Origin of the sequence: Methylosinus sp. RM1 (assembly GCF_011378635.1) — a bacterium.
Classification (GTDB): Bacteria; Pseudomonadota; Alphaproteobacteria; order Rhizobiales; family Beijerinckiaceae; genus Methylosinus; species Methylosinus sporium.
This window is the reverse complement of record NZ_WOVC01000008.1, coordinates 83869-103291: the sequence shown is the minus strand read 5'-3', so window position 1 is coordinate 103291 and position 19423 is coordinate 83869. Positions and strand designations below refer to the sequence as shown.

At 65.7% G+C, this 19423-nt stretch carries 17 protein-coding genes; 11 read left to right on the top strand and 6 right to left on the bottom strand.

All coding sequences use genetic code 11. The annotated features are described in order from the left end of the window. Positions 1–185 precede the first annotated feature (185 nt). The 6 genes from FMZ75_RS07790 to purF all read left to right on the top strand — a co-directional run bounded on the left by FMZ75_RS07790 (position 186) and on the right by purF (position 6593). Entirely contained in the window at positions 186–545 is a 360-nt protein-coding gene (locus FMZ75_RS07790; RefSeq protein WP_370464688.1) for an integration host factor subunit alpha, read from the top strand. A gap of 133 nt (positions 546–678) precedes the next feature. Continuing rightward, complete coding sequence (locus FMZ75_RS07785; protein ID WP_166141955.1) at positions 679–1899, top strand: MFS transporter; 1221 nt, start codon at positions 679–681, stop codon at positions 1897–1899. Then, a complete protein-coding gene (gene radA, locus FMZ75_RS07780) occupies positions 1892–3310 on the top strand; it encodes a DNA repair protein RadA (protein WP_108918125.1) in 1419 nt (472 codons plus the stop codon). Before FMZ75_RS07785 ends, radA begins: the two co-directional genes overlap by 8 nt. Positions 3311–3563: 253 nt before the next feature. Continuing rightward, a complete protein-coding gene (locus FMZ75_RS07775) occupies positions 3564–3953 on the top strand; it encodes a hypothetical protein (protein ID WP_244594737.1) in 390 nt (129 codons plus the stop codon). A gap of 352 nt (positions 3954–4305) precedes the next feature. Continuing rightward, entirely contained in the window at positions 4306–4992 is a 687-nt protein-coding gene (locus tag FMZ75_RS07770) for a CvpA family protein (protein ID WP_166141953.1), read from the top strand. 41 nt (positions 4993–5033) lie between these two features. Then, entirely contained in the window at positions 5034–6593 is a 1560-nt protein-coding gene (gene purF / locus FMZ75_RS07765; RefSeq protein ID WP_370464686.1) for an amidophosphoribosyltransferase, read from the top strand. A gap of 168 nt (positions 6594–6761) precedes the next feature. On the opposite strand, the gene FMZ75_RS07760 is transcribed toward purF, so the two are convergent. After that, entirely contained in the window at positions 6762–9902 is a 3141-nt protein-coding gene (locus FMZ75_RS07760; protein ID WP_166141951.1) for an autotransporter domain-containing protein, read from the bottom strand. Positions 9903–10040: 138 nt separating this feature from the next. Here FMZ75_RS07760 and FMZ75_RS07755 point away from each other — a divergent pair, with 138 nt between their 5' ends. The 4 genes from FMZ75_RS07755 to FMZ75_RS07740 all read left to right on the top strand — a co-directional run bounded on the left by FMZ75_RS07755 (position 10041) and on the right by FMZ75_RS07740 (position 12918). Then, positions 10041–10664, top strand: coding sequence for a DUF938 domain-containing protein (locus tag FMZ75_RS07755; protein ID WP_166141949.1), 624 nt, complete (start codon positions 10041–10043; stop codon positions 10662–10664). Positions 10665–10670: 6 nt separating this feature from the next. Beyond that, positions 10671–11222: a Uma2 family endonuclease gene (locus tag FMZ75_RS07750; RefSeq protein WP_166141946.1), complete on the top strand. Its 552-nt coding sequence runs from the start codon at positions 10671–10673 to the stop codon at positions 11220–11222. Next, positions 11219–11947: an SDR family NAD(P)-dependent oxidoreductase gene (locus tag FMZ75_RS07745; protein WP_166141943.1), complete on the top strand. Its 729-nt coding sequence runs from the start codon at positions 11219–11221 to the stop codon at positions 11945–11947. Before FMZ75_RS07750 ends, FMZ75_RS07745 begins: the two co-directional genes overlap by 4 nt. A gap of 176 nt (positions 11948–12123) precedes the next feature. Continuing rightward, positions 12124–12918, top strand: a complete 795-nt coding sequence (locus FMZ75_RS07740; protein ID WP_166142083.1) for an EcsC family protein — start codon at positions 12124–12126, stop codon at positions 12916–12918. 62 nt (positions 12919–12980) lie between these two features. Here the strand turns inward: FMZ75_RS07740 and FMZ75_RS07735 are convergent, their stop codons facing one another. Then, positions 12981–14198, bottom strand: a complete 1218-nt coding sequence (locus tag FMZ75_RS07735) for an alginate O-acetyltransferase (protein WP_166141941.1) — start codon at positions 14196–14198, stop codon at positions 12981–12983. Between the two features lie 3 nt (positions 14199–14201). Beyond that, a complete protein-coding gene (locus FMZ75_RS07730) occupies positions 14202–15629 on the bottom strand; it encodes an MBOAT family protein (protein ID WP_166141939.1) in 1428 nt (475 codons plus the stop codon). Between the two features lie 162 nt (positions 15630–15791). On the opposite strand from FMZ75_RS07730, the gene FMZ75_RS07725 reads away from it, so the two are divergent. Further along, positions 15792–16418: a MarC family protein gene (locus FMZ75_RS07725; RefSeq protein WP_142861489.1), complete on the top strand. Its 627-nt coding sequence runs from the start codon at positions 15792–15794 to the stop codon at positions 16416–16418. A gap of 40 nt (positions 16419–16458) precedes the next feature. On the opposite strand, the gene FMZ75_RS07720 is transcribed toward FMZ75_RS07725, so the two are convergent. From FMZ75_RS07720 to petA, 3 genes are read right to left on the bottom strand one after another with little or no spacing between them, the layout of a single operon-like run. Continuing rightward, the gene (locus tag FMZ75_RS07720) at positions 16459–17316 is read right to left on the bottom strand and encodes a cytochrome c1 (protein ID WP_166141937.1); all 858 of its coding nucleotides are present in this window, start codon (positions 17314–17316) and stop codon (positions 16459–16461) included. A 22-nt stretch (positions 17317–17338) separates the two neighbouring features. Next, positions 17339–18589, bottom strand: a complete 1251-nt coding sequence (locus tag FMZ75_RS07715) for a cytochrome b/b6 (RefSeq protein WP_166141935.1) — start codon at positions 18587–18589, stop codon at positions 17339–17341. A gap of 40 nt (positions 18590–18629) precedes the next feature. Then, positions 18630–19148 carry a ubiquinol-cytochrome c reductase iron-sulfur subunit gene (gene petA / locus FMZ75_RS07710; RefSeq protein ID WP_142861492.1) on the bottom strand — a complete coding sequence of 173 codons (519 nt, stop codon included), beginning with the start codon at positions 19146–19148 and terminating at the stop codon, positions 18630–18632. Positions 19149–19423: the final 275 nt, after the last annotated feature.

Sequence of the window (19423 nt, the reverse complement as noted above, 5' to 3'; positions counted from 1 at the left end):
CGCTATGGCCCGTCGCGATGCTTCGCGACGAACCCTTCTCCCGCGAGAGTTGTCACAGACCAGAAAAAGAAGTCGAACTCGACGATGTTAGTTTTCGTTTTGAATCGATAAGGCCGATCATGTCACAAAATGTTTCAGAAAAAGCCCCGCCGGCAGTCGAAGACCTTTCCCGCGACGAGCGCGCCATTTCCACGAATTCGACCTCCACGAATTCGACCTCCACGACGTCGACCGCTCCGGCGCATCACACGGTGACGCGCGCCGATCTCGCCGACGCCGTCCATCGCCGCATCGGCCTCTCCCGCGCCGAGTCGGGCGAGTTCGTGGAAGCCGTGCTGTCGGAAATTTTCAACGCCATCGTTTCCGGCGACGACGTCAAGCTCTCCTCTTTCGGCTCCTTTCACATTCGCTCCAAGGGCGAGCGCGTCGGCCGCAATCCCAAGACCGGCGCCTCGGCGCCGATCACCGCGCGCCGCGTCGTGATGTTCAAGGCGTCCAATGTGCTGCGCGCGCGCATCAACGGACAACGCGCGATCGAAGATTAGAGCGCTGGTCCACCCGACGCGCTGAAAGCGCGCCTCGGAGCGCGGCCTGATCGATCGAAGGCGTCCGTTCGAAAAATCCGAGCGCTTTTCGCTTTCGCTTGCCGAGGCGATGATCGGCGACATACAAGCGCGCATGAGCGAGCGAGCCCCCGCCTCCGCGACGACGATTCGCGCGGCCGCGTCCATGCCCTCCGCCGTCTGGGCGCTGGGCGTGACCTCGCTGTTCATGGATTTCTCCTCCGAGATGATCCATGCGCTGCTGCCGGTCTATCTCGCCGGAACGCTCGGCGTCGCCATCGCCGAGATCGGCTGGATCGAAGGCGCGGCGGAAGCGACGGCGCTCGCCGTGAAAGTCGTCTCCGGCCGCGTCTCCGACATGATCGGCCGGCGCAAGGGGCTGGCGCTGTTCGGCTATGCCCTCGCCGCGGCGACCAAGCCGATCTTTCCGCTCGCCGGCGGCGCGGCGGAGGTGATCGCGGCGCGCGTTCTCGACCGTGTGGGCAAGGGATTGCGCGGGGCGCCGCGCGACGCGCTGATCGCCGACGTCACCACGTCGGAGCAGCGCGGCGCCGCCTATGGCCTGCGCCAGACGCTCGACACGGTCGGCGCCGTGATCGGCCCGCTGGCGGCGATCGGATTGATGCTGGCGACGCATGACGACACGCGCTTCGTCTTCTGGATCGCCTGCCTGCCGGCGCTGATCTGCGTGCTGGTTCTCGCGATTTTCGTTCACGAGCCGGAGGAGACGCGCCCGCCCGCCACGGGGCGCAAAGCGCTGCTCGCCGGATTTTCCGAGCTGCCGTGCGCCTTATGGCTGCTGCTCGCCTTCGGCGCGCTGCTCGCCGCCGCCCGCGTGGGCGAAGCCTTTCTGGTGCTGCGGGCGACGGGCGCCGGCTTGCGCATCGCCTTCGCGCCGCTGACGCTGGTGGCGATGTCCTTCGTCGCAATGCTCGCCGCCTATCCGGCCGGCAAGCTCGTCGATCGCTGGAGCGAGCGCCGTCTGCTCGTCGCCGCGAGCGTGACGCTGGCGATCTCCGAGGCCGCGCTCGCGGCGTCGCAGGAGCTTTCTTTCGTCTTCGTCGGGATCGCGCTCTGGGGCCTGCATATAGCGCTGGCGCAAGTGGCCTTCTCGGCTCTGGTCGCCCGCGCCGCGCCGGCGCATTTGCGCGCCACCGGCTTCGGCGTTTTCGGCCTCGCCAACGCGGTGGCGGTGATCGCCGGCAATGTCGCCTTCGGCGCGCTGGCCGAGGCGAGCGGCCAAGGCTTCGCCTATGGCTGCGCCGCCGCCGCGGCGCTGGCGCCGCTGGCGCTTCTGCCGGCCATGTCGGGAGAGGGCGAAGCGCGCCATGGCTAAGGCCCGCCAAAGCTTCGTCTGCCAGAGCTGCGGGGCGGTGACGAACCGCTGGCAGGGCCGCTGCGAGTCCTGCAACGAGTGGAACACGATCGTCGAGGAGAATGGCGGCGCCGGCGGCGGCTTCGGTCCGACGGCGCGCGTCGGGCGCGGCCGGCCTTTCGCGCTCGAGGCGCTGGCCGGCGACGCGCGCCCTGCCCCGCGCATCGCCACCGGAATTGAAGAATTCGACCGCGTGACCGGCGGCGGCTTCGTGCCCGGCTCGGTGGCGCTGCTCGGCGGCGAGCCCGGCATCGGCAAATCGACGCTGCTGATCCAGGCCTGCGCGGCGCTGGCGCGGCGTGGCGAGCGGGTGATCTACATTTCGGGCGAGGAGGCTGCGGCCCAGGTGCGGCTGCGCGCCGAGCGGCTCGGCCTTTCCGACGCCCCGGTCGAGCTCGCCGGGGCGACGCAGGTGGAGGATATTCTCGCCACCTGCGCCAGCGGCAAGCGCGCGGCGCTGATCGTCATCGACTCCATACAGACGATGCATACGGAGGCCGCCGAATCGGCGCCCGGCACGGTGACTCAGGTGCGCGCCAGCGCCCAGGCGCTGCTGCGCCACGCCAAGCTCAGCGGATCGACGGTGATTCTCGTCGGCCATGTGACCAAGGACGGCCAGGTCGCCGGCCCGCGCGTCGTCGAGCATATGGTCGACGCCGTGCTCTCCTTCGAGGGCGACAGCGCGCATCATTTCCGCATGTTGCGCGCCTCGAAGAATCGTTTCGGCGCGACCGGCGAGATCGGCGTCTTCGAGATGACCGGCGCCGGCCTCGCCGAGGTCGCCAATCCCTCCGCCCTATTTCTCGCCGGCCGCGACGCCGCCGCGCCGGGCGCCGCCGTGCTCGCCGGCATGGAGGGCCAGCGCCCCATGCTGGTGGAGATTCAGGCGCTGGTCGCGCCCAGCTCGCTCGGCACGCCGCGACGCGCCGTCGTCGGCTTCGATTCGAATCGACTGTCGATGATTCTCGCCGTGCTCGAAGCCCATGCCGGGCTCAAGCTCGGAATGCACGACGTCTATCTCAATGTCGCCGGAGGCCTGCGTGCGGACGAGCCGGCCGCCGATCTCGCCGCGGCGGCGGCGCTGGTCTCCTCGCTGACCGGCGCGACCCTGCCCGCCGAGCTGCTGTTTTTCGGCGAGATCGCGCTCTCGGGCTCGGTCCGCCCCGTGATCCACGCCGGCGCGCGGCTGAAGGAGGCCGGCAAGCTCGGCTTTCGCCGCGCCGTGCTGCCGCAGGCCCAGCAGACGAACGAAGACGACAAAATGTCGGGAGTCGCTTTGTCGCATTGCGGCCATGTCGCCTCGCTGGTCGCCGACATTGCGAAAGATTCGGTCGGCGGGCGCGAGCGGGGCCGCGCGCCGCGGCGCGATTGACTCGCCGCGAGCCGCGTTCTGGCCGCTCGCGCCGCGCCGAAGCGCTCTCTCGTCGAACAAAGAACACGTAGTCATAGCCCGGATGAATACGCATTTTTGCTTGGCGCCCTCAACATTCACCACAGGAATGACGACGTAGAGGCAGAATAAACGGTGCAGCGTCCGGCTCGGATGGTTGCAGAAAATTAACCATGGGCAATAATGATTTCATTCAACGAATCACGCGTTTTACAGGTTTCCACGAGGCCAGACGATGCAATCTCGGGAATTTGCGGAGACGAGCAGAGAAATCGCCCGTTGGAGTGAACCACTAGTGGCGGACCGAATATTCAGCGTCTACGAGGCCTGGTTTCGCGGTCGTCGACAGATGTGGGATGCGCTCGGACGGCAGCATTGCCGCATGTGGCGCAGCCTGCTCGAGGGTGAGCCGCTGCTAGCGCGCGACGCTCGCAACGATCTCGTGCTGCTCGCCCGCCGCGCAAACATAGAAGAGCGCTCGCTCGAAGCCATAGACGAGACGGTGATGGACGAGCTCTTCCGCGTGATTCTGCGTCGCTGGCAGGGCCGCGACGAGGCCCGCCTGCACGGCATGGCGCTGATGATCGCCGCCTCCACTCTGGGCGAGATTCGCCGAGCCGCCTGAGCGCCGTTGCGGCGGTCGCCCCGCTTCGCCCGCCGCGCTTCTCGCAAATGCCGCAATCGCGGGGTTTGTAGGCTTCGCGCGCGCGGCCGCTTGTGGACAAACGGCGCCGCCCACGCCGGGACGTGACGAATTTCGGCCGCTCCCTTATACTCCGCCTCGAGATTCCGACGGCGACGGCGAACGCGCCGGCGTCGAGCTTCGGCGGCGCCTCGTGTAAGGTCCGCTCGAGCGCCGCGCGCGACCCGAGGGATTCGACGTCGGAGCGATCGACATTCGCTCCGAGCGACAAGCGAGAGCCTTTCCGATCCGATCGGATCGGCTCTGAAGAAGACGAAACACGAGAGGCCTTGCAATGCCGTCCTATCTCGATCTCGCCGTCACCATAGTGGTGCTGGTCTCGGGCCTGCTCGCGCTGCTGCGCGGCTTCACGCGCGAAGTGCTGGCCATTTTGTCCTGGGTGGCGGCCGCAGCAGCGGCCTATTATTTGCATCCGCTCGTCGTGCCTTACGTCAAGCCCTATGTCCCGAAGGACAATATCGCCCTGCTCGCGGCGGCGGCGATCGTCTTCTTCGCGACTCTGGTGGTGGTGTCGCTGTTCACCGTGAAGCTCTCGGACGTCATCCTCGACTCCAAGATCGGCGCGCTGGACCGCACTTTGGGCTTCCTCTTCGGCGCGGCGCGCGGTCTGCTTCTCGCGGTCGTGGCCTTTGTGTTCTACGCTTGGCTGGTGCCGGACGCGAGCCAGCCGGAGTGGATCAAGAACGCCCGCACCAAGCCGGTGCTGCAAGCCTCCGGCGACAAGCTGCGCGAATATCTGCCCGACGACATCGAGGGCCTCGTCGCGAAGATCAAGACCAAAAAGGCGGGCGTCGGCGCGGATGAGCCGCCGGCCGAATCCGACAGCGACGCCGGCAAAGGCGACGCCGAACCTGCGCCCGAAAAGCGCGGCGATCTTACAAATCGCCCGTCCGTCGCCACATATGGCGCGAACGAACAACAGAAACTCGACGCCCTCGTCTCGGGTCACAAGGCGCGCTGAGCGCTCGGGACGCTTCGGCGCAAATGGTGGAGTGGCGAAACATGAATGGTTCCGACCTGGACGGCGGCGGGCGTCCTTCCATGTCGAACATCGAGGCGAACATCGAGGCCGAATCGAACATAGAGAGAGAGCCGAACATCGAGGCCACGTCCGGCGACGACGATCTCGACGGCGATCGGCTGCGCGAATATTGCGGCGTCTTCGGCATATTCGACCATCCCGAAGCGACAGTGCTGACCGCGCTCGGGCTGCACGCCCTGCAGCACCGCGGCCAGGAGGCGGCGGGCATCGTCGCCTTCGACGGCAAGCGCTTCAACTCGGAGCGCCGCCTCGGCCTCGTCGGCGATCATTTCTCGCATGAGAGCACGATCAAGCGCCTGCCCGGCAATTCGGCGATCGGCCATGTCCGCTACGCCACCACCGGCGAGACGATCCTGCGCAATGTGCAGCCGCTGTTCGCCGAGCTCAACACGGGCGGCTTCGCCATCGGCCACAATGGCAATCTCACCAATGCGCTCACGCTTCGCCGCGATCTGATCGAGGAAGGCGCGATCTTCCAATCGACCTCCGACACGGAAGTCATTCTCCATCTCGTGGCGCGCAGCCGCAAGACGCGGCTGGTGGAGCGCTTCATCGAGGCGCTGCGCTCCATAGAGGGCGCCTATGCGCTCGTCGTGCTCTCCAACAAGAAGCTGATCGGCGCGCGCGATCCGCTCGGCATTCGCCCGCTCGTCATCGGCGAGCTGGACGGCAAATATATTCTCGCCTCGGAGACTTGCGCGCTCGACATCATCGGCGCGCGCTTCGTCCGCGACGTCGAGAATGGCGAGGTCGTCGTCATTTCGGAAGAGGGGCTCGAAAGCGTCAAGCCCTTTCCGCCGCAGCAGATGCGTCCCTGCATCTTCGAATATATTTATTTCGCGCGCCCCGACTCCATCGTGCATGGCCGGCCGGTCTATGAGGTGCGCAAGGCGATGGGCGCAGAACTCGCTCGCGAGCGCAGGATCGAGGCGGACGTCGTCGTGCCGGTGCCCGATTCCGGCGTGCCGGCGGCCATCGGCTATGCGCGCGAGTCGGGCATTCCCTTCGAGCTCGGCATCATCCGCAATCATTATGTCGGCCGCACCTTCATCCAGCCGACTCAGTCCGTGCGCGAGATCGGCGTGCGCTTGAAGCACAGCGCCAATCGCTCCGTCGTCGCCGGCAAGCGCGTGATCCTCATCGACGATTCGATCGTGCGCGGCACCACCTCGGTGAAGATCGTGCAGATGATGCGCGACGCCGGCGCGCGCGAGGTGCATTTCCTCATCTCCTCGCCGCCGATCACCAATCCCGATTATTACGGGATCGACACGCCGCAGAAGGAGAAGCTGCTCGCCGCGACGCATACGCTCGAGGAGATGCGGCAATATATCGGCTCGGACAGCCTCGCCTTTCTCTCGATCGACGGCATCTACCGCGCCATGGGCGAGGAGAAGCGCGACCCCGTGCGGCCGCAATTCACCGATCATTGCTTCACGGGCGACTATCCGACGACGCTCACCGATGTCACCGAAGAGCGCGTGCGCACGCAGCTGTCGCTGCTGGCGGAGGCGAGCTGAGTCACGCCGATCGCCGGAATTGCGCTGACCAAGAACGCGCGACTCGTCACGCGCAATCTGCGCGATTTCGCCGATCTGATTTTTCAGAGATGACGAATCCGCGGAGCGAATGCGCCTGTGCGCACAAGTCGCCGCTCCCGACTTGTCAGGAGCGGCGAAGCCGATCGTTCACCAGCTGTATTTCAGCCCGCCCTTGCCGCCATAGCTGCGTGTCATATCCGAGAACTCGCCCTGGAAATCGACGAAGAGCGCCAGGCGATCCTCGAGATAGATCTGCGCGCCGGCCTTGATCTGCGCGAGATTATAGGCTTCCCGCGGACCAAAGACGGAGAAGCTCGCTCCCGGCAGCGCGACCAGCGTATTGGCGAGGCGTCGCTGCGGGAAGAACTCATGCACCCAAGCGACGCTGCCCGTGGGCGTGACGCGCCAGCCATTGTCGAGGCGGAAGCTGTCAGAAAAGCGCAGGCCGAGGAAGGTCGGCAGCGAGGTCGTCGACTGGCCCCTATTCGTCAGCGCCAGCGGGCTCGCCGGATTGAGGCCCTTCTCGGTGAAGGCGTCGGATTCGTAGAAGGCGACCTCCGCCGCGGCGAAGGGCGTCAGCTTCACGCGGCCGATGTCGAAGCCATGGCCGATCTCGCCGCGGGTGCGATATTCGCGCGAGGAGAAATCCGCCTTGAGCTTGTCATAGGGCAGAAAGCCGAAGCCGCCGGCCGTGCGCGTCGTCGAATTCTGAAAGACGCTGAACGTCTCGCTCAATTCGACATAAGAGCGGCCGAAGAGACGGCTCGTATAGACGCCGCCGTGGAAAGCGGTGATCTCGCCGCTGCTCTGCTGTGACGCGACCGAAAAATTCGACGAGCTGCCGCCGGCCGCGACACCGACGAGCCAATCGGGATCGATCTGATAATCGAGACCGATGATTCCGCCATAATAATTGGCCTTGGAGGAAGGCGAGCCGAGACCGGCGTCGGACGAGGTGTCCACCGCGCCGCCGAAGAAGGAGCCCCAGGCGCGCCAAGTGCGGGTGAAGACCGGCGGGCTCTTCACGACGATCGGACCTTTGCGCGATTGGAGCTTCGCATAGTTGAGCGCGCCGGCGACGCTCTCGCGCGAGGTGATTCCGGTGACGTCGCTGGTCTCGCCGGAGCGCCAGAAGGCGGCCTGATCAGCGATCGCCGAGCTCGCCAGCGCGCCGACATGGATCGCCGTCGATTGCGCACCCGCGAGGCCGGCGCCGCTCAGCGTGTCGAACACCGATTGCGCGCCCTGCGCGCTCTGCAGATAGAGCGTGTTGAAGAGGCTCGCGCCGGCCGCGCCATAGGGGCCCTTGCTCGCCGCCGTCAGCGCATTGGCCACAGCGAGCTGATTGGCGCTCGCCGCCACTGCGCCGAAGGCGAGATCATTGCGGTTCAAGCTCAGATAGACATTATTCGCGTCATAGCCGAGCCGCGGCGTCAGAAAGGCGAGATTGGTTCCGACGCTGGAGAAGCTCCCCGACACGCCGCCCTGAGCGTTCAGGATCGTGTAGGACGTGCTCGGCAGGTAGAGGCCGGAGCCGGCGAGCACATTCACCGAGCCGTTGAGCGCGGCCGTCCCCGTGACATTGGTCCGATCCGCGAGCAGAGGCGTCGCGCGCACCGAATAGATCGAGCCCGGCTGGAAGGCGAGCGCGCCTTTGACGGTCAGCGTCCCGATCGCGTCCACGGCGCCGGGCGCGAGCGTTCCGCCCGAATTCACCGTCACATTGCCGACCGTGCCGGCGCCGGCCAGTGTTCCGCCCGAATTTACCATGCTCGCCGAGACGATGGAGCCGGCGACTTCCAGCATGCCGCCATTGACGATGGTGGGGCCCGCGTAAGTGTCGGCTCCGGTGAGCTTCAGACGGCCGGTTCCGTTCAATGTGAGGCCGCCCGCGCCGGAAATGTCATTGTTCCAGGAATCGCTCGCGTTGAAGCCGCCGAGCGCCGCATTCATCGTCACCGAGACCTGCGAGCCGAAGGAGCCATAGCCATCCGCCGCGGCGAAGAGATTGAGCCGCGCATAGCCCGAGCCGTCGTCGAGCGGCTGGCCGGAGGCGAGCTCCGTCGTCGCCAGCACGTCGCGCAGCTGCGCCGTGGTGAGATAGGGAAAGCGGCTGGCGATCAGCACTTCCGCGCCGACGGGAACGACCGGCGCCAGATTGGTGGGGCCGACCGGCGAGAGGCCATAGGTCAGCCAATAGGTGTAATTGGCCTTGTCGGTCGAAATGCTGCTGAAGCGGTCGGGCGCCGATGTCGCGGCGCAAGCGGCGATCCCGCCGGAGCATGTGCTCAGCAGCGCGCGAAGATCGCTCTGCGCGGCGGCAAAGAGCGCCGGGAAGTCACTGGTCGTGGTGATGGTACCGCCGAGCAGGCCCGGAACCGTCCGATTGGCGTAATCGGGATTGCCGTTCAATATCTGCACCAGATCATAATAGGTCTGGATGCGCGCGCCGATCACATCCAGCGGATAATGCGCGCCGAGCACGATGCGGCTGTTGCCGAATTCGGCGCCGCGCGTGATGAGCTGCTGATAGCGCTCGGGAACCATGATCGCGAGCAGAAGGCTGGACGTGAAGCCATAGGTGGAATGGCCGCTCGGGAAGGAGGCGTTGCTCTTGAGCGTCGGCAGGATCGCCGTGGCGGAATTGGTCGAGACGCCGAAATAATCATTGGCGACGAAGGTCTGAATCTGCGTCGGCGCCACCTGCGCCGGGCGGCTGTCGCCGACCGTGTTGGCGTTGGCGGGCAGCGGATTATAGGCCTTGTCATAGACATTGAACTGGCCGCCGGCCGGCAGCGAGACGCCGACCGCCTGATGCGCCGGATTTCCATCCGTGCTGCCATTGGCGAAATAATTCTTGGTGAAGGCGGAGTCGCCCGCCGTGATCAGCGTGTTGACCTGGGTGAAGAGGCTCGAGAAATTCGCCGAGAGGGTGGTCGCCGTGTAATTCGGCGCGACGGAATTCTTCGTCGCGAAGGTCGCGAAGAGATTGGAGCCGAGCGCGTCCGCCACCGACATGCCGTTCTGCATCGAGCCGACGAGCGAGGCGATCGTATTGTCGGAAATCGCCTGCGCCCGCACTGCGGCGGAAGAATTATTGTTGATGCCGATCGCCGTGGCGAGATTTTGATCGAGCACAGTGACGCCGGCCGGCGTGTTGCCGAGCAGGCTGAAGCCGGAGAGGAGATTGGCGTTGGCGATATTGGTCGCCGATTGCGCCATGGCGGCATGAGGCGCAATGCCGAAAGCGCCGGCGAAAGCCGCCGAGGCAAAGAGACGTCTCTTCATTTTTGTCGCTCTCCTCATGAGCTTAGCTAGAACTTTGCTGTTTGTTTGCCCCTATTGCTCCTTCATGTATGCCTGATGACATCGGGGCCGCGACGGCGCGGCCCCGCTCTTGCTTCGTCGCGATCAGAAAGGCCCCCGATGACGCCGGAAGCAGACGACAAACGCCTCTACGCCCCCGCCGCCGCGCGCAATCGCGGGCCGATCCTCGAGGTGCTGCGCGAGGAGCTGCCGGCGGAAGGGCTCGTGCTGGAGATCGCCAGCGGCACGGGCGAGCATTCCGCGCATTTCGCCGCCGCTCTGCCGGGGCTCGTCTTCCAGCCCACGGACCGCGACGAAAGAGCGCGCGAGAGCGTCGCGGCCTGGGTCGCGGCGATGGGGCTTCGCAATCTCCGCGCGCCGCTCGCGCTGGATGCGACGCAGCAGCCATGGCCTCTCACAAAGGCCGACGCGATCGTCTGCATCAACATGATTCATATCTCGCCCTGGGAGTCGACGGAGAGCCTCTTCGCCACGGCGGCGGCGATGCTGCCGGAGGGCGCGCCGGTGTGCCTCTACGGCCCCTATAAGCGCGGCGGCGCCCATACCGCGCCGAGCAATGAGGAGTTCGACGCCAGCCTTCGCGCGAGCAATCCCGCCTGGGGCGTGCGCGACCTAGAAACGGTGATCGCCTGCGCGCAGAAAAACGGGTTTTCCGAGCCGCGCATCGTGGAGATGCCGGCCAATAATCTGACCCTCGTGTTTCGCCTGCTCCGTGCTAGATAGGCGCTCATGACAGCGCCCGCCCGCGAGCCGATGACGATAGCGGACTTCCTCGCCTGGTCTGAGCGGCATGAGGAAGGCCGTTATGAGCTCGTCGATGGCGAGATCGTCCCCATGCCGCGCGAGCCGTCCGCGCATGTGGCGGCCAAGGGCAAGATTTGGCGCGCCATCGCCGAGGCTCTGGTCAGCGCCGGCGCGCCTTGCGAGGCCTATGTCGGCGGCCTGGGCGTCGCGGTGGACGCGCATAATGTCTATGAGCCCGACATTCTGGTGAATTGCGGCGCTTCCATCGCGACGGAAGACATGCTCGCCCCTGCCCCCATCGTCGTCGTCACTGTTCTCGGACATTCGCCCGACACGAACGACGAGAGCGTGAAGCGGAAGGGCTATTTCCATGCGGCGAGCCTCGCCCATTATCTCATCGTCGATCTCGCCCGCCGCACCGTGACGCATTGCCGCCGTGACGGCGCGGCGGCGATGCGGGAAGAGATCGTGACCGAAGGGTCGATAAGGCTCGATCCGCCGGGACTCGACCTCGCGCTGAAGGATATTTTCGCATGACTCTGGAAGGCCGCGTCGCCCTCGTCACCGGCGCCTCGCGCGGCATAGGCCGCGCGCTCGCCGTCGCTCTCGCGCGCGAGGGCGCGCATGTCGTCGCGCTGGCGCGCGGGCAAGGCGCGCTCGAATTCCTCTATGACGAGATCGTCGCCTTCGGCGGCCAGGCGACCATCGTCCCGCTCGACGTCGCCGAATTCGACAATCTCGACCGGCTCGGCGCCTGCATTCACGAGCGCTGGAAGAAGCTCGACATTCTGGTCGGCAACGCCGGCCTGCTCGGCCCGGTGACGCCGCTCGCCCATGTCGATCCGCCGCAATGGAGCCGTCTCTTCGACGTGAATGTCACCGCCAATTGGCGACTCATTCGCGCGATGGACGTTCTCTTGCGCTCGTCCGACGCCGGACGCGCGGTGTTCGTCACCTCCGGCGCGGCGCATCGCATCAAGCCCTATTGGGGGCCTTACGCCGTCACCAAGGCGGCGCTGAACGCGCTCGGCCGCACTTACGCCGCCGAGACGCAGAACACCTCACAAGTGAAGGTGATGCTGGCCAATCCCGGCCCGCTGCGCACGCAGATGCGCGCCGCCGCAATGCCGGGCGAAGATCCGATGACGCTGCGCACGCCCGAGGAATTGGCGCCCAAGCTCGTCGCTCTGTGCCGCCCGGATTGGAGCGAGACCGGCAAGCTCTACGACTTTCCAACCGACAGCCTCATCGATTTCGACTGAACGCCCATCCGAGCGCATCTCGTGCTCGGCCGCCGTGGGAGAATGCGCCTTCGCACAAGGCCGCGCTCGCCCTTGCGGCGCAGGCTTTTTCATCCGATCTTAGCGGCCGGGGCGGGAGCGATCGGAGAGGAAAAGCAAGCGTGTCGCAGGCACTTCCCGTCGTGATCGAGCGGCCGATGACGGAGGCCGACCGCGCCGCTCTGCGAGCGGCGGTCGAAATTCTGGAGCGCGAGAGCTTCGCCCAGCGGCTCACCGCTCTCGCCGGACGGCAGATCGGCTTCGCCGGCCGCATCATTCCCACAGCCTTGCAGGAAGTGGCCGCGAGCGCGACCCGCCGCGGCATCAAATCGGCCCTGCGCGTCGCGATCTCGAGCCTCGATCCCGCCACCCCGGCGCGCGACGCCTCGCGGCTGCATCTGCGCCTCGCCGCGGCGAGCGGCGCGATCGGCGGCGCCATCGGCCTCGCCAGCCTACCGATCGAGCTGCCGGTCTCCACCGTCATCATGCTGCGCTCGATCGCCGACATCGCCCGCAGCGAGGGCGAGGACCTCGCCGATCCAGAGGCGACGATCGCCTGTCTGCAGGTCTTCGCGCTCGGCGGCCATGCGGAGGAAGGCAACATCCTCGAGGGCGGCTATCTCGCCATTCGCGGCCTGCTCGCCAAAACGGTGAGCGACGCCGCGCATTATGTCGCCGCGACCGCGGTCGCCGACGAGACGGCGCCGGTGCTGGCGCGGCTCATCGCGCAGATTTCGACGCGCTTCGGCGTCGTCGTCTCGCAAAAGGCCGCGGCGCAGGCGGCGCCCGTGCTCGGCGCTCTGGGCGGGGCGGCGGTCAATATCGCCTTCACGCGGCATTTCCAGTCGCTGGCGCGCGGCCATTTCACCGTGCGGCGATTGGAGCGCGCCTATGGCCGCGAGATCGTCTTTGGCGAATATGCGCGCTTGGCAGGGCGCGCGGCGGCCGCTTGATCGGCGAGTAGCGAGTAGCGAGTAGAGCTTCTTACTATTCGCTACTCGCTATTCGCTATTCGCTACTTCGCCACTTCCGCCGGATGCAGCGCGCGCCAGAGATTTTCCACCTGGCTCAGCGTGCCGATATTGGCCTCGTTCTCCTCGAGCAGAATGGCGTCGGCCTCTTCCGCGCTGGCGCGCAGCTCGGTGAGATCGGCCGGCCGCCGCTCGCCATTGCCGGTCTCGCCGGGCGCGGTGTGATAGCGGACGAGATCGAAGTCTTCATTGGCGAGCCGCATGGAGAACCAATAATCGATCTGCGGCGGACAAGGCGCCTGCGCGAGCGAGACGATGATCTCGCGCACGAAGCTGCCGCCGAGCGCGAGCAGCCTGGGCGCGCGCGCGCATTGCGCCTTCGCATCGGGCGCGCGCAGAATCGTCGCGACGGGATAATGCGGATCGGGCCAGAGAAGATTGAGCAGATCGAGCAGATCGCGATCCGCTCCCACGGCGACATTGTCGCGGCGCCAGTCGAAATCGAAGAAGCCGAGGCCCGCCTCATCGCCGATGAGGCGCGTCGCCTCGCGCGTCGCGAGCGCCGCGCCGAGCAGATTCCAATGCGTGCCGCCGCGCGGAAAGAAGTCTATGTCGAAATCCTTTTTGCGCGCCTCGAGCAGCGCCGGCGAATCGACGAAGCGCAGCCCGCGCGCCTCTAGCGCCGCGCGATAGGGCGCGAGCTTGTCGATGGTTCCGCGCGCCTGCGCCGGGCATTTCATCCCGGCGGGAAAATATTGCGGATATTGCGAGGCCTTGGACGGCGAAATCACATAGGCGAAGCCTTTTCCGCGCGCATGGACGGCGGCCTCGTTCTCGGCGACGCGCTGCGCCCAGCGCGCCAGCGTCGGCTCGCTCGGCGGCGCATCGCGGCGGCAGAATTCATCGATATAGAAACGCTCGAACAATTGCGCGTCGCGCCCGATGACGAGGCCGCTCGCTCCCGAGGCGCCGAACAGCGAATAGAGCAGCTGATTGCGCGCGCGCACCGCGAAGGGAAACACCGGCAGCGATTGCGCGAGATTGTCGGAGAAGCTCTTCTGGGTCTCGCCGGAGAGGATTTTGCCGAGCGAAACCTCCGTCGGCGCCGGCTTGGCGACGCCGGCGAGCGGATTTGCGCTACGCAGCCGCAATTTCGGATAGTCGCGCTCGACCGCGTAATTCCAAAGGCTCGCGAGAAAGAAGAACAGGACCGCGCCGGCGGCGGCGTAGATGGGCGAGCGATGCAGAAGCGTGCGGCGCATCGTTCAGAACCGGAAATAGATGAAGGGCTTGAACGGATCGGCGAGGCCCTTGCCGACCGCGCAGACGAAGAGCAGCGCGAGAAAAGCGTTGAGCGCGAAAGCGTGACGCTGCGCCAGCAGGCTCGAGGAGAGCCTGTCGCCGAAGGAGAGATAGAGCCGCTGCGCGACACAGATCGCCGCTGCAATGGCGAGCGCGACGAAGTGATAGGCGGGGATGACGACAGGCTCGGCGCCGCCCGCGAGAGGCCGCGCCATTGCGAGGTAGAAGGCGCCCGCCTGCTCGAGCGACGAAGCGCGAAACACGGTCCAGCCGATCGTCACCACGACGAAAGTCAGAAGATTGGCGAGGAAGACCGGGCGGCGCTTCAGCCAATCGAGCAGGAACAGCCGATCGAGCACCAGGAAGAGGCCATTATAGGCGCCCCAGGCGACATAGGTCCAAGCCGCGCCGTGCCACAGGCCCGAGGCGAGGAAGCAGAGCCAGAGATTGACCTGCGTGCGCGTTTCGCCGCGCCGATTGCCGCCGAGCGGAATGTAGAGATAGTCGCGAATCCAGGAGGTGAGCGACATGTGCCAGCGGCGCCAGAATTCGCTGACGCTCGCCGCCACATAAGGCATGTCGAAATTCTCCTGCAGCCGAAAGCCGAACATGCGCGCGAGGCCGATCGCCATGTCGGAATAGCCGGAGAAATCGAAATAGATCTGGAAGGTGAAGAACAGCACGCCCGCCCATGCGTCGAGAAAGCCGATGCGCGACGCGTCTTGCGAGAAGACGAGATCGGCGCCGCCGGCGAGCGTGTCGGCGATGAGCAGCTTCTTGCCGACGCCGAGCATGAAGCGCGCGAAACCCTCCGTGAAATCCTCGCTGGTCGCATGGCGGAACCGCGCCAATTGCTCGGCGATATCGTGATATTTCACGATCGGCCCGGCGAGCAGCTTCGGAAAGAAGAACACATAGAAAGCGTAGAGCGAGAGGCTCTGCGCCGGCGCGGTGGCGCCGCGATGCACATCGACGAGAAAGGTGATCTTCTCGAAGACGATGAAGGAGACGCCGATCGGCAGCGCGACCGAAGCGAAGGCGAGCCCCGGCATGGTGAGCGCGCGCAGGACGACGTCGAGATTGGCGACGAGAAAGCCCGCATATTTGAAATAGACGAGCAGGCCGAGATTGGCGGAGACGCCGAGCGCGAGCCAGAGCTTGCGCGATTTCTGCTCGGGCGGAAGCGCCGCTATCCGACGCGCGATGAAGACATCGGCGAAAGCGGAGCCGAGCACGACAAAGACGAAGAGCGGCTCGCTCCAGGCGTAGAAGAAAAGACTCGCCGCGAGCAGAATGGCGAGACGCGCGCCGCGATCGCCGCCGACGAGCAGATAGAGGCCATAGACCGCGGGAGCGAAGAGAAACAGAAACAGCGGTTCATAAAAGAGCATCCTCTCGTCCGCGGCCCTTTCCCTCGTGAAGGTCTGCGTCTTAGCAGAGTGGCGGGGCGCGAACAATCGGCGGCGCCAGCGTAAGCTCGGCGTCGGCGTCGGCTGGCGCATCGCCCCCCGCGCTCTATCTGCCTCCGCGACGCTCGCCCAGCGGAGGCCGGGATGGATCTCGACTATCTCGTCTCGGCCTTTGTGACGCTGCTCGTCGTCGTCGAGCCGCTCGGCCTCGCGCCGGTCTTCGTCGCCGCGACATCGGGGCTCGAGGCGCGGACGAAGCGCGCGATCGCCTTTCGCGCCGCCGTCTATGCGCTGGCTATTCTCGCGGGCTCGGCGCTGATCGGCCAGCGGCTGCTCGGCGCGATGGGCATTTCCATTCCCGCCTTCCGTATTGCGGGCGGATTTCTCTTATTTTCGATCGCTTCGGAAATGGTGTTCGGCGTGCGCATTCAGCGCGATTCCAAAGCGGCGGAAAAGGCCCTCGCCGAGCATGTGCACAATATCGCCGCCTATCCGCTGGCGATTCCGCTAATGGCCGGCCCCGGCGCGATCACCGCGACCGTGCTGCTGGCCAGCGACGCCCATGGCAGCGTGACGCTGATTGCGAGCCTGATCGCGGTGATCGCCGCGATAATGGCGATTTGTCTGATCTTCTGCCTGATCGCGGGAGAGGTGGCGCAATTCTTCGGCACGGCGGCCAATGTCGTGCTGACGCGATTGCTGGGCGTCCTGCTCGCCGCCCTCGCCGTGCAATTCGTGGCCGATGGCGTGCGGGCGTTTCTGCAGGTGTGAACGGCGACGCGATCTCTCGGGATCGCGTCGCCGTCTCGCGTCAGTGGTGGACGTCCGCCCAGATCTTGCGCTTGGTGAAATACACCAGGAAGGACAGGACGATCAGGAAGCCGACCACCTTCAGGCCGATCGACTTGCGCTCCTCGAGATGCGGCTCGGCGGCCCACATCAGGAAAGCGCTGACATCCTTCGCATATTGGGCCGCCGTCTGCGGCGTTCCATCGTCATAGGTCACGGCGCCGTCCGAGAGTGGCGGCGGCATGCCGGTGCGGCGGCCGGGCATGTAGAGATTGTAATATTGGCCGGGCGCCAGCTCGACGCCCTGCGGCGCATCCACATAGCCGGTGAGCAGAGCGACGATATAATCGACGCCATGCTCCTGATAGGAGAAGCCGGGCAAAGCGTCGGCGAGGAACAGCGGGAAGCCGCGCGAATAGCCGCGCGCCTTGGCGAGAACCGACATGTCCGGCGGATAGGCGCCGTTGAGCGCCGCCCGCGCCGCCTGCTCATTGGGGAAGGGCGGCGGGACGCGGTCGCTGAGCCGGCCGGGGCGCTCGAAATAATCGCCGGCGTCGTTGGGGCCGTCCTTGATCTTATAGCTCTCGGCCAGCGCCTTGGCCTCCGCCTCGGAGATCTCCGGCCCGCCCTTCTCGGCGAAATTGCGGAAGGCGAGGCGCGAGATCGAGTGGCAGCTCGAGCAGACCTCCCTATAGACCTTGTAGCCGCGGCGAAGCTGCGCATTGTCGTAATGGCCGAAGGCGCCGGCGAAGCTCCATTCCTGTCGCGGCGGCTTGGGCTGCGAATGCGCGCCGCCCTCCTCGGCCAGAGCGGCGCCCGCCGCGCCGGCGAGGGCCGCCGCCATGACGATGGACTTCCAAGAGTCGACAACCGACTTCATGATCGATGCTCCTCGACGCGCGTCACGCATGGGGCTTCTCCTCCGGGGTGGCGGCCTCGCCGAGGGAGGCGGCGATGGAGCGCGGCTCCGGCAGCGTCTGCTCATATTTGCCGAGCAGCGGCAGCACGACGAGGAAGTGCAGGAAGTAATAGGCCATCAATATGCGGGCGGCGATGAGATAGACGCCCTCCGCCGGCTGCGCGCCGAGATAGCCGAGGCCGACCGCGACGAAGACGAAGACCCAGTAGAACTTCTTGAAGGCCGGACGATAGACGCCCGAGCGCACCTTCGACGTGTCGAGCCAGGGCAGCGCCGCCACGATGAGGATCGAGGCGAACAGCGCGATGACGCCGATCAGCTTGTTGGGAATGGCGCGCAGGATCGCGTAGAAGGGCAGGAAATACCATTCCGGCACGATATGCGGCGGCGTCACCAGCGGATTGGCCTCGATGTAATTGTCGGGATGGCCCGTGTAATTCGGCACGAAGAAGGTGAGCCATGCGAAGAGCCCGACGAAGACCACGAGGCCGACGGCGTCCTTCAGCGTCGCATAGGGCGTGAAGGGCACGGTCTCCTTCTTGATATCCTTGACCTCGACGCCGGTCGGATTGTTCTGCCCCGTCACATGCAGCGCCCAGACATGCAGGCCGACGATGGCCACGATGACGAAGGGCAAGAGATAATGCAGCGCGAAGAAGCGGTTGAGCGTAGCGTTGTCGACCGAATAGCCGCCGAGCAGCCAAGTGGTGATGGAATTGCCCACATAGGGAATGGCGGTGAAGAGATTGGTGATCACCGTCGCGGCCCAGAAGGACATTTGCCCCCAGGGGAGCACATAGCCCAGGAAGCCGGTCGCCATCATCAGCATGAAGATCACGACGCCGAGGATCCACAGCACCTCGCGCGGCTCCTTGTAGGAGCCGTAATACATGCCGCGAAAGATGTGGATATAGACGGCGAGGAAGAACATGGAGGCGCCATTGGCGTGCGCATAGCGCAGCGCCCAGCCCCAATTCACATCGCGCATGATGTGCTCGATCGAATCGAAGGCGAGCGTCGTCTCCGGCGTGTAATGCATCGCCAGAACGATGCCGGTCACGATCTGCGCGACCAGCATGAAGGAGAGGATCGCGCCGAAGGTCCAAAGATAGTTGAGATTCTTCGGAACGGGATAGGCGACGAAGGATTCGTGGATGAAGCCGAGGATCGGCAGGCGCCGCTCGAGCCAGCGCGCAAAGCCGCTCTTCGGCGTGTAAGTCGAATGTCCGGTCATGAATGTCGTCTCGGAGGTTGGGATGGCGACGGGGCCGTGATCAGCCGATCTTGATCTTGGTGTCGCTCAGGAAAGCGTAATCGGGCACTTCGAGATTGCTCGGAGCCGGACCGCTGCGAATGCGGCCGGAGGTGTCGTAGGTGGAGCCGTGGCAGGGGCAGAACCAGCCGTGGAACTCGCCCTCATGGCCGGTGGGAATGCAGCCCAGATGCGTGCAGACGCCGACGACGACCAGCCATTCCGGCTTTTTCACGCGCGCCGAATCGGCCTGCGGATCGGGAAGCTCGGCGAGCGGGACGTTCTGCGCGGCCTCGATCTCTTGTTTGGTGCGGTGCCGCACGAAAACGGGCTTGCCGCGCCATTTGACGGTGACGATCTGCCCCTCGGGAATGGCCGAAATGTCGAGCTCCGTCGAGGCCAACGCCAGCGTCGAAGCATCCGGATTCATCTGCGCGATCAACGGCCATACGGCGGCGCCCGCTGCGACCGTCGCCGCCGCTCCCGTGGCGAGGAACAAAATATCCCGGCGGCTCGGCTCCGCCTTTGTCGCATTGCTCACTTTCTGGAACCTCTCTCGCGAGTTCGACCTTGGCCCCCTTGCCTCTCGGCTCGGAACACGAATAGAAACAAATCTATTCGCGAGGGCGCGCCTGTTTTGAGCAGTTTGGCGTGAGACCGCAAGCGGCCTTCGCGTCGCTGCGACAAATAGCGCGCTTGCCGCCGCCTCGGGATCAGTGGCGCAGCAGCCCGCTGTTGTCCACAAACGGCCCGCGGGAAAATTTGTCAACCGCCGGGACCCGCGCCGGGCCTGACGCCACGGACGCCTCTTGACGC

Coding starts and splice junctions, on each gene's coding strand:
- FMZ75_RS07770 (WP_166141953.1), top strand. CDS start 4,306: ATGCCGTCCTATCTCGATCTCGCCGTCACCATAGTGGTGCTGGTCTCG.
- FMZ75_RS07745 (WP_166141943.1), top strand. CDS start 11,219: ATGACTCTGGAAGGCCGCGTCGCCCTCGTCACCGGCGCCTCGCGCGGC.
- FMZ75_RS07735 (WP_166141941.1), bottom strand. CDS start 14,198: ATGCGCCGCACGCTTCTGCATCGCTCGCCCATCTACGCCGCCGCCGGC.
- radA (WP_108918125.1), top strand. CDS start 1,892: ATGGCTAAGGCCCGCCAAAGCTTCGTCTGCCAGAGCTGCGGGGCGGTG.
- FMZ75_RS07725 (WP_142861489.1), top strand. CDS start 15,792: ATGGATCTCGACTATCTCGTCTCGGCCTTTGTGACGCTGCTCGTCGTC.
- FMZ75_RS07755 (WP_166141949.1), top strand. CDS start 10,041: ATGACGCCGGAAGCAGACGACAAACGCCTCTACGCCCCCGCCGCCGCG.
- FMZ75_RS07785 (WP_166141955.1), top strand. CDS start 679: ATGAGCGAGCGAGCCCCCGCCTCCGCGACGACGATTCGCGCGGCCGCG.
- FMZ75_RS07750 (WP_166141946.1), top strand. CDS start 10,671: ATGACAGCGCCCGCCCGCGAGCCGATGACGATAGCGGACTTCCTCGCC.
- FMZ75_RS07740 (WP_166142083.1), top strand. CDS start 12,124: ATGACGGAGGCCGACCGCGCCGCTCTGCGAGCGGCGGTCGAAATTCTG.
- FMZ75_RS07730 (WP_166141939.1), bottom strand. CDS start 15,629: ATGCTCTTTTATGAACCGCTGTTTCTGTTTCTCTTCGCTCCCGCGGTC.
- FMZ75_RS07775 (WP_244594737.1), top strand. CDS start 3,564: ATGCAATCTCGGGAATTTGCGGAGACGAGCAGAGAAATCGCCCGTTGG.
- FMZ75_RS07715 (WP_166141935.1), bottom strand. CDS start 18,589: ATGACCGGACATTCGACTTACACGCCGAAGAGCGGCTTTGCGCGCTGG.
- FMZ75_RS07720 (WP_166141937.1), bottom strand. CDS start 17,316: ATGAAGTCGGTTGTCGACTCTTGGAAGTCCATCGTCATGGCGGCGGCC.
- purF (WP_370464686.1), top strand. CDS start 5,034: ATGAATGGTTCCGACCTGGACGGCGGCGGGCGTCCTTCCATGTCGAAC.
- FMZ75_RS07760 (WP_166141951.1), bottom strand. CDS start 9,902: ATGAAGAGACGTCTCTTTGCCTCGGCGGCTTTCGCCGGCGCTTTCGGC.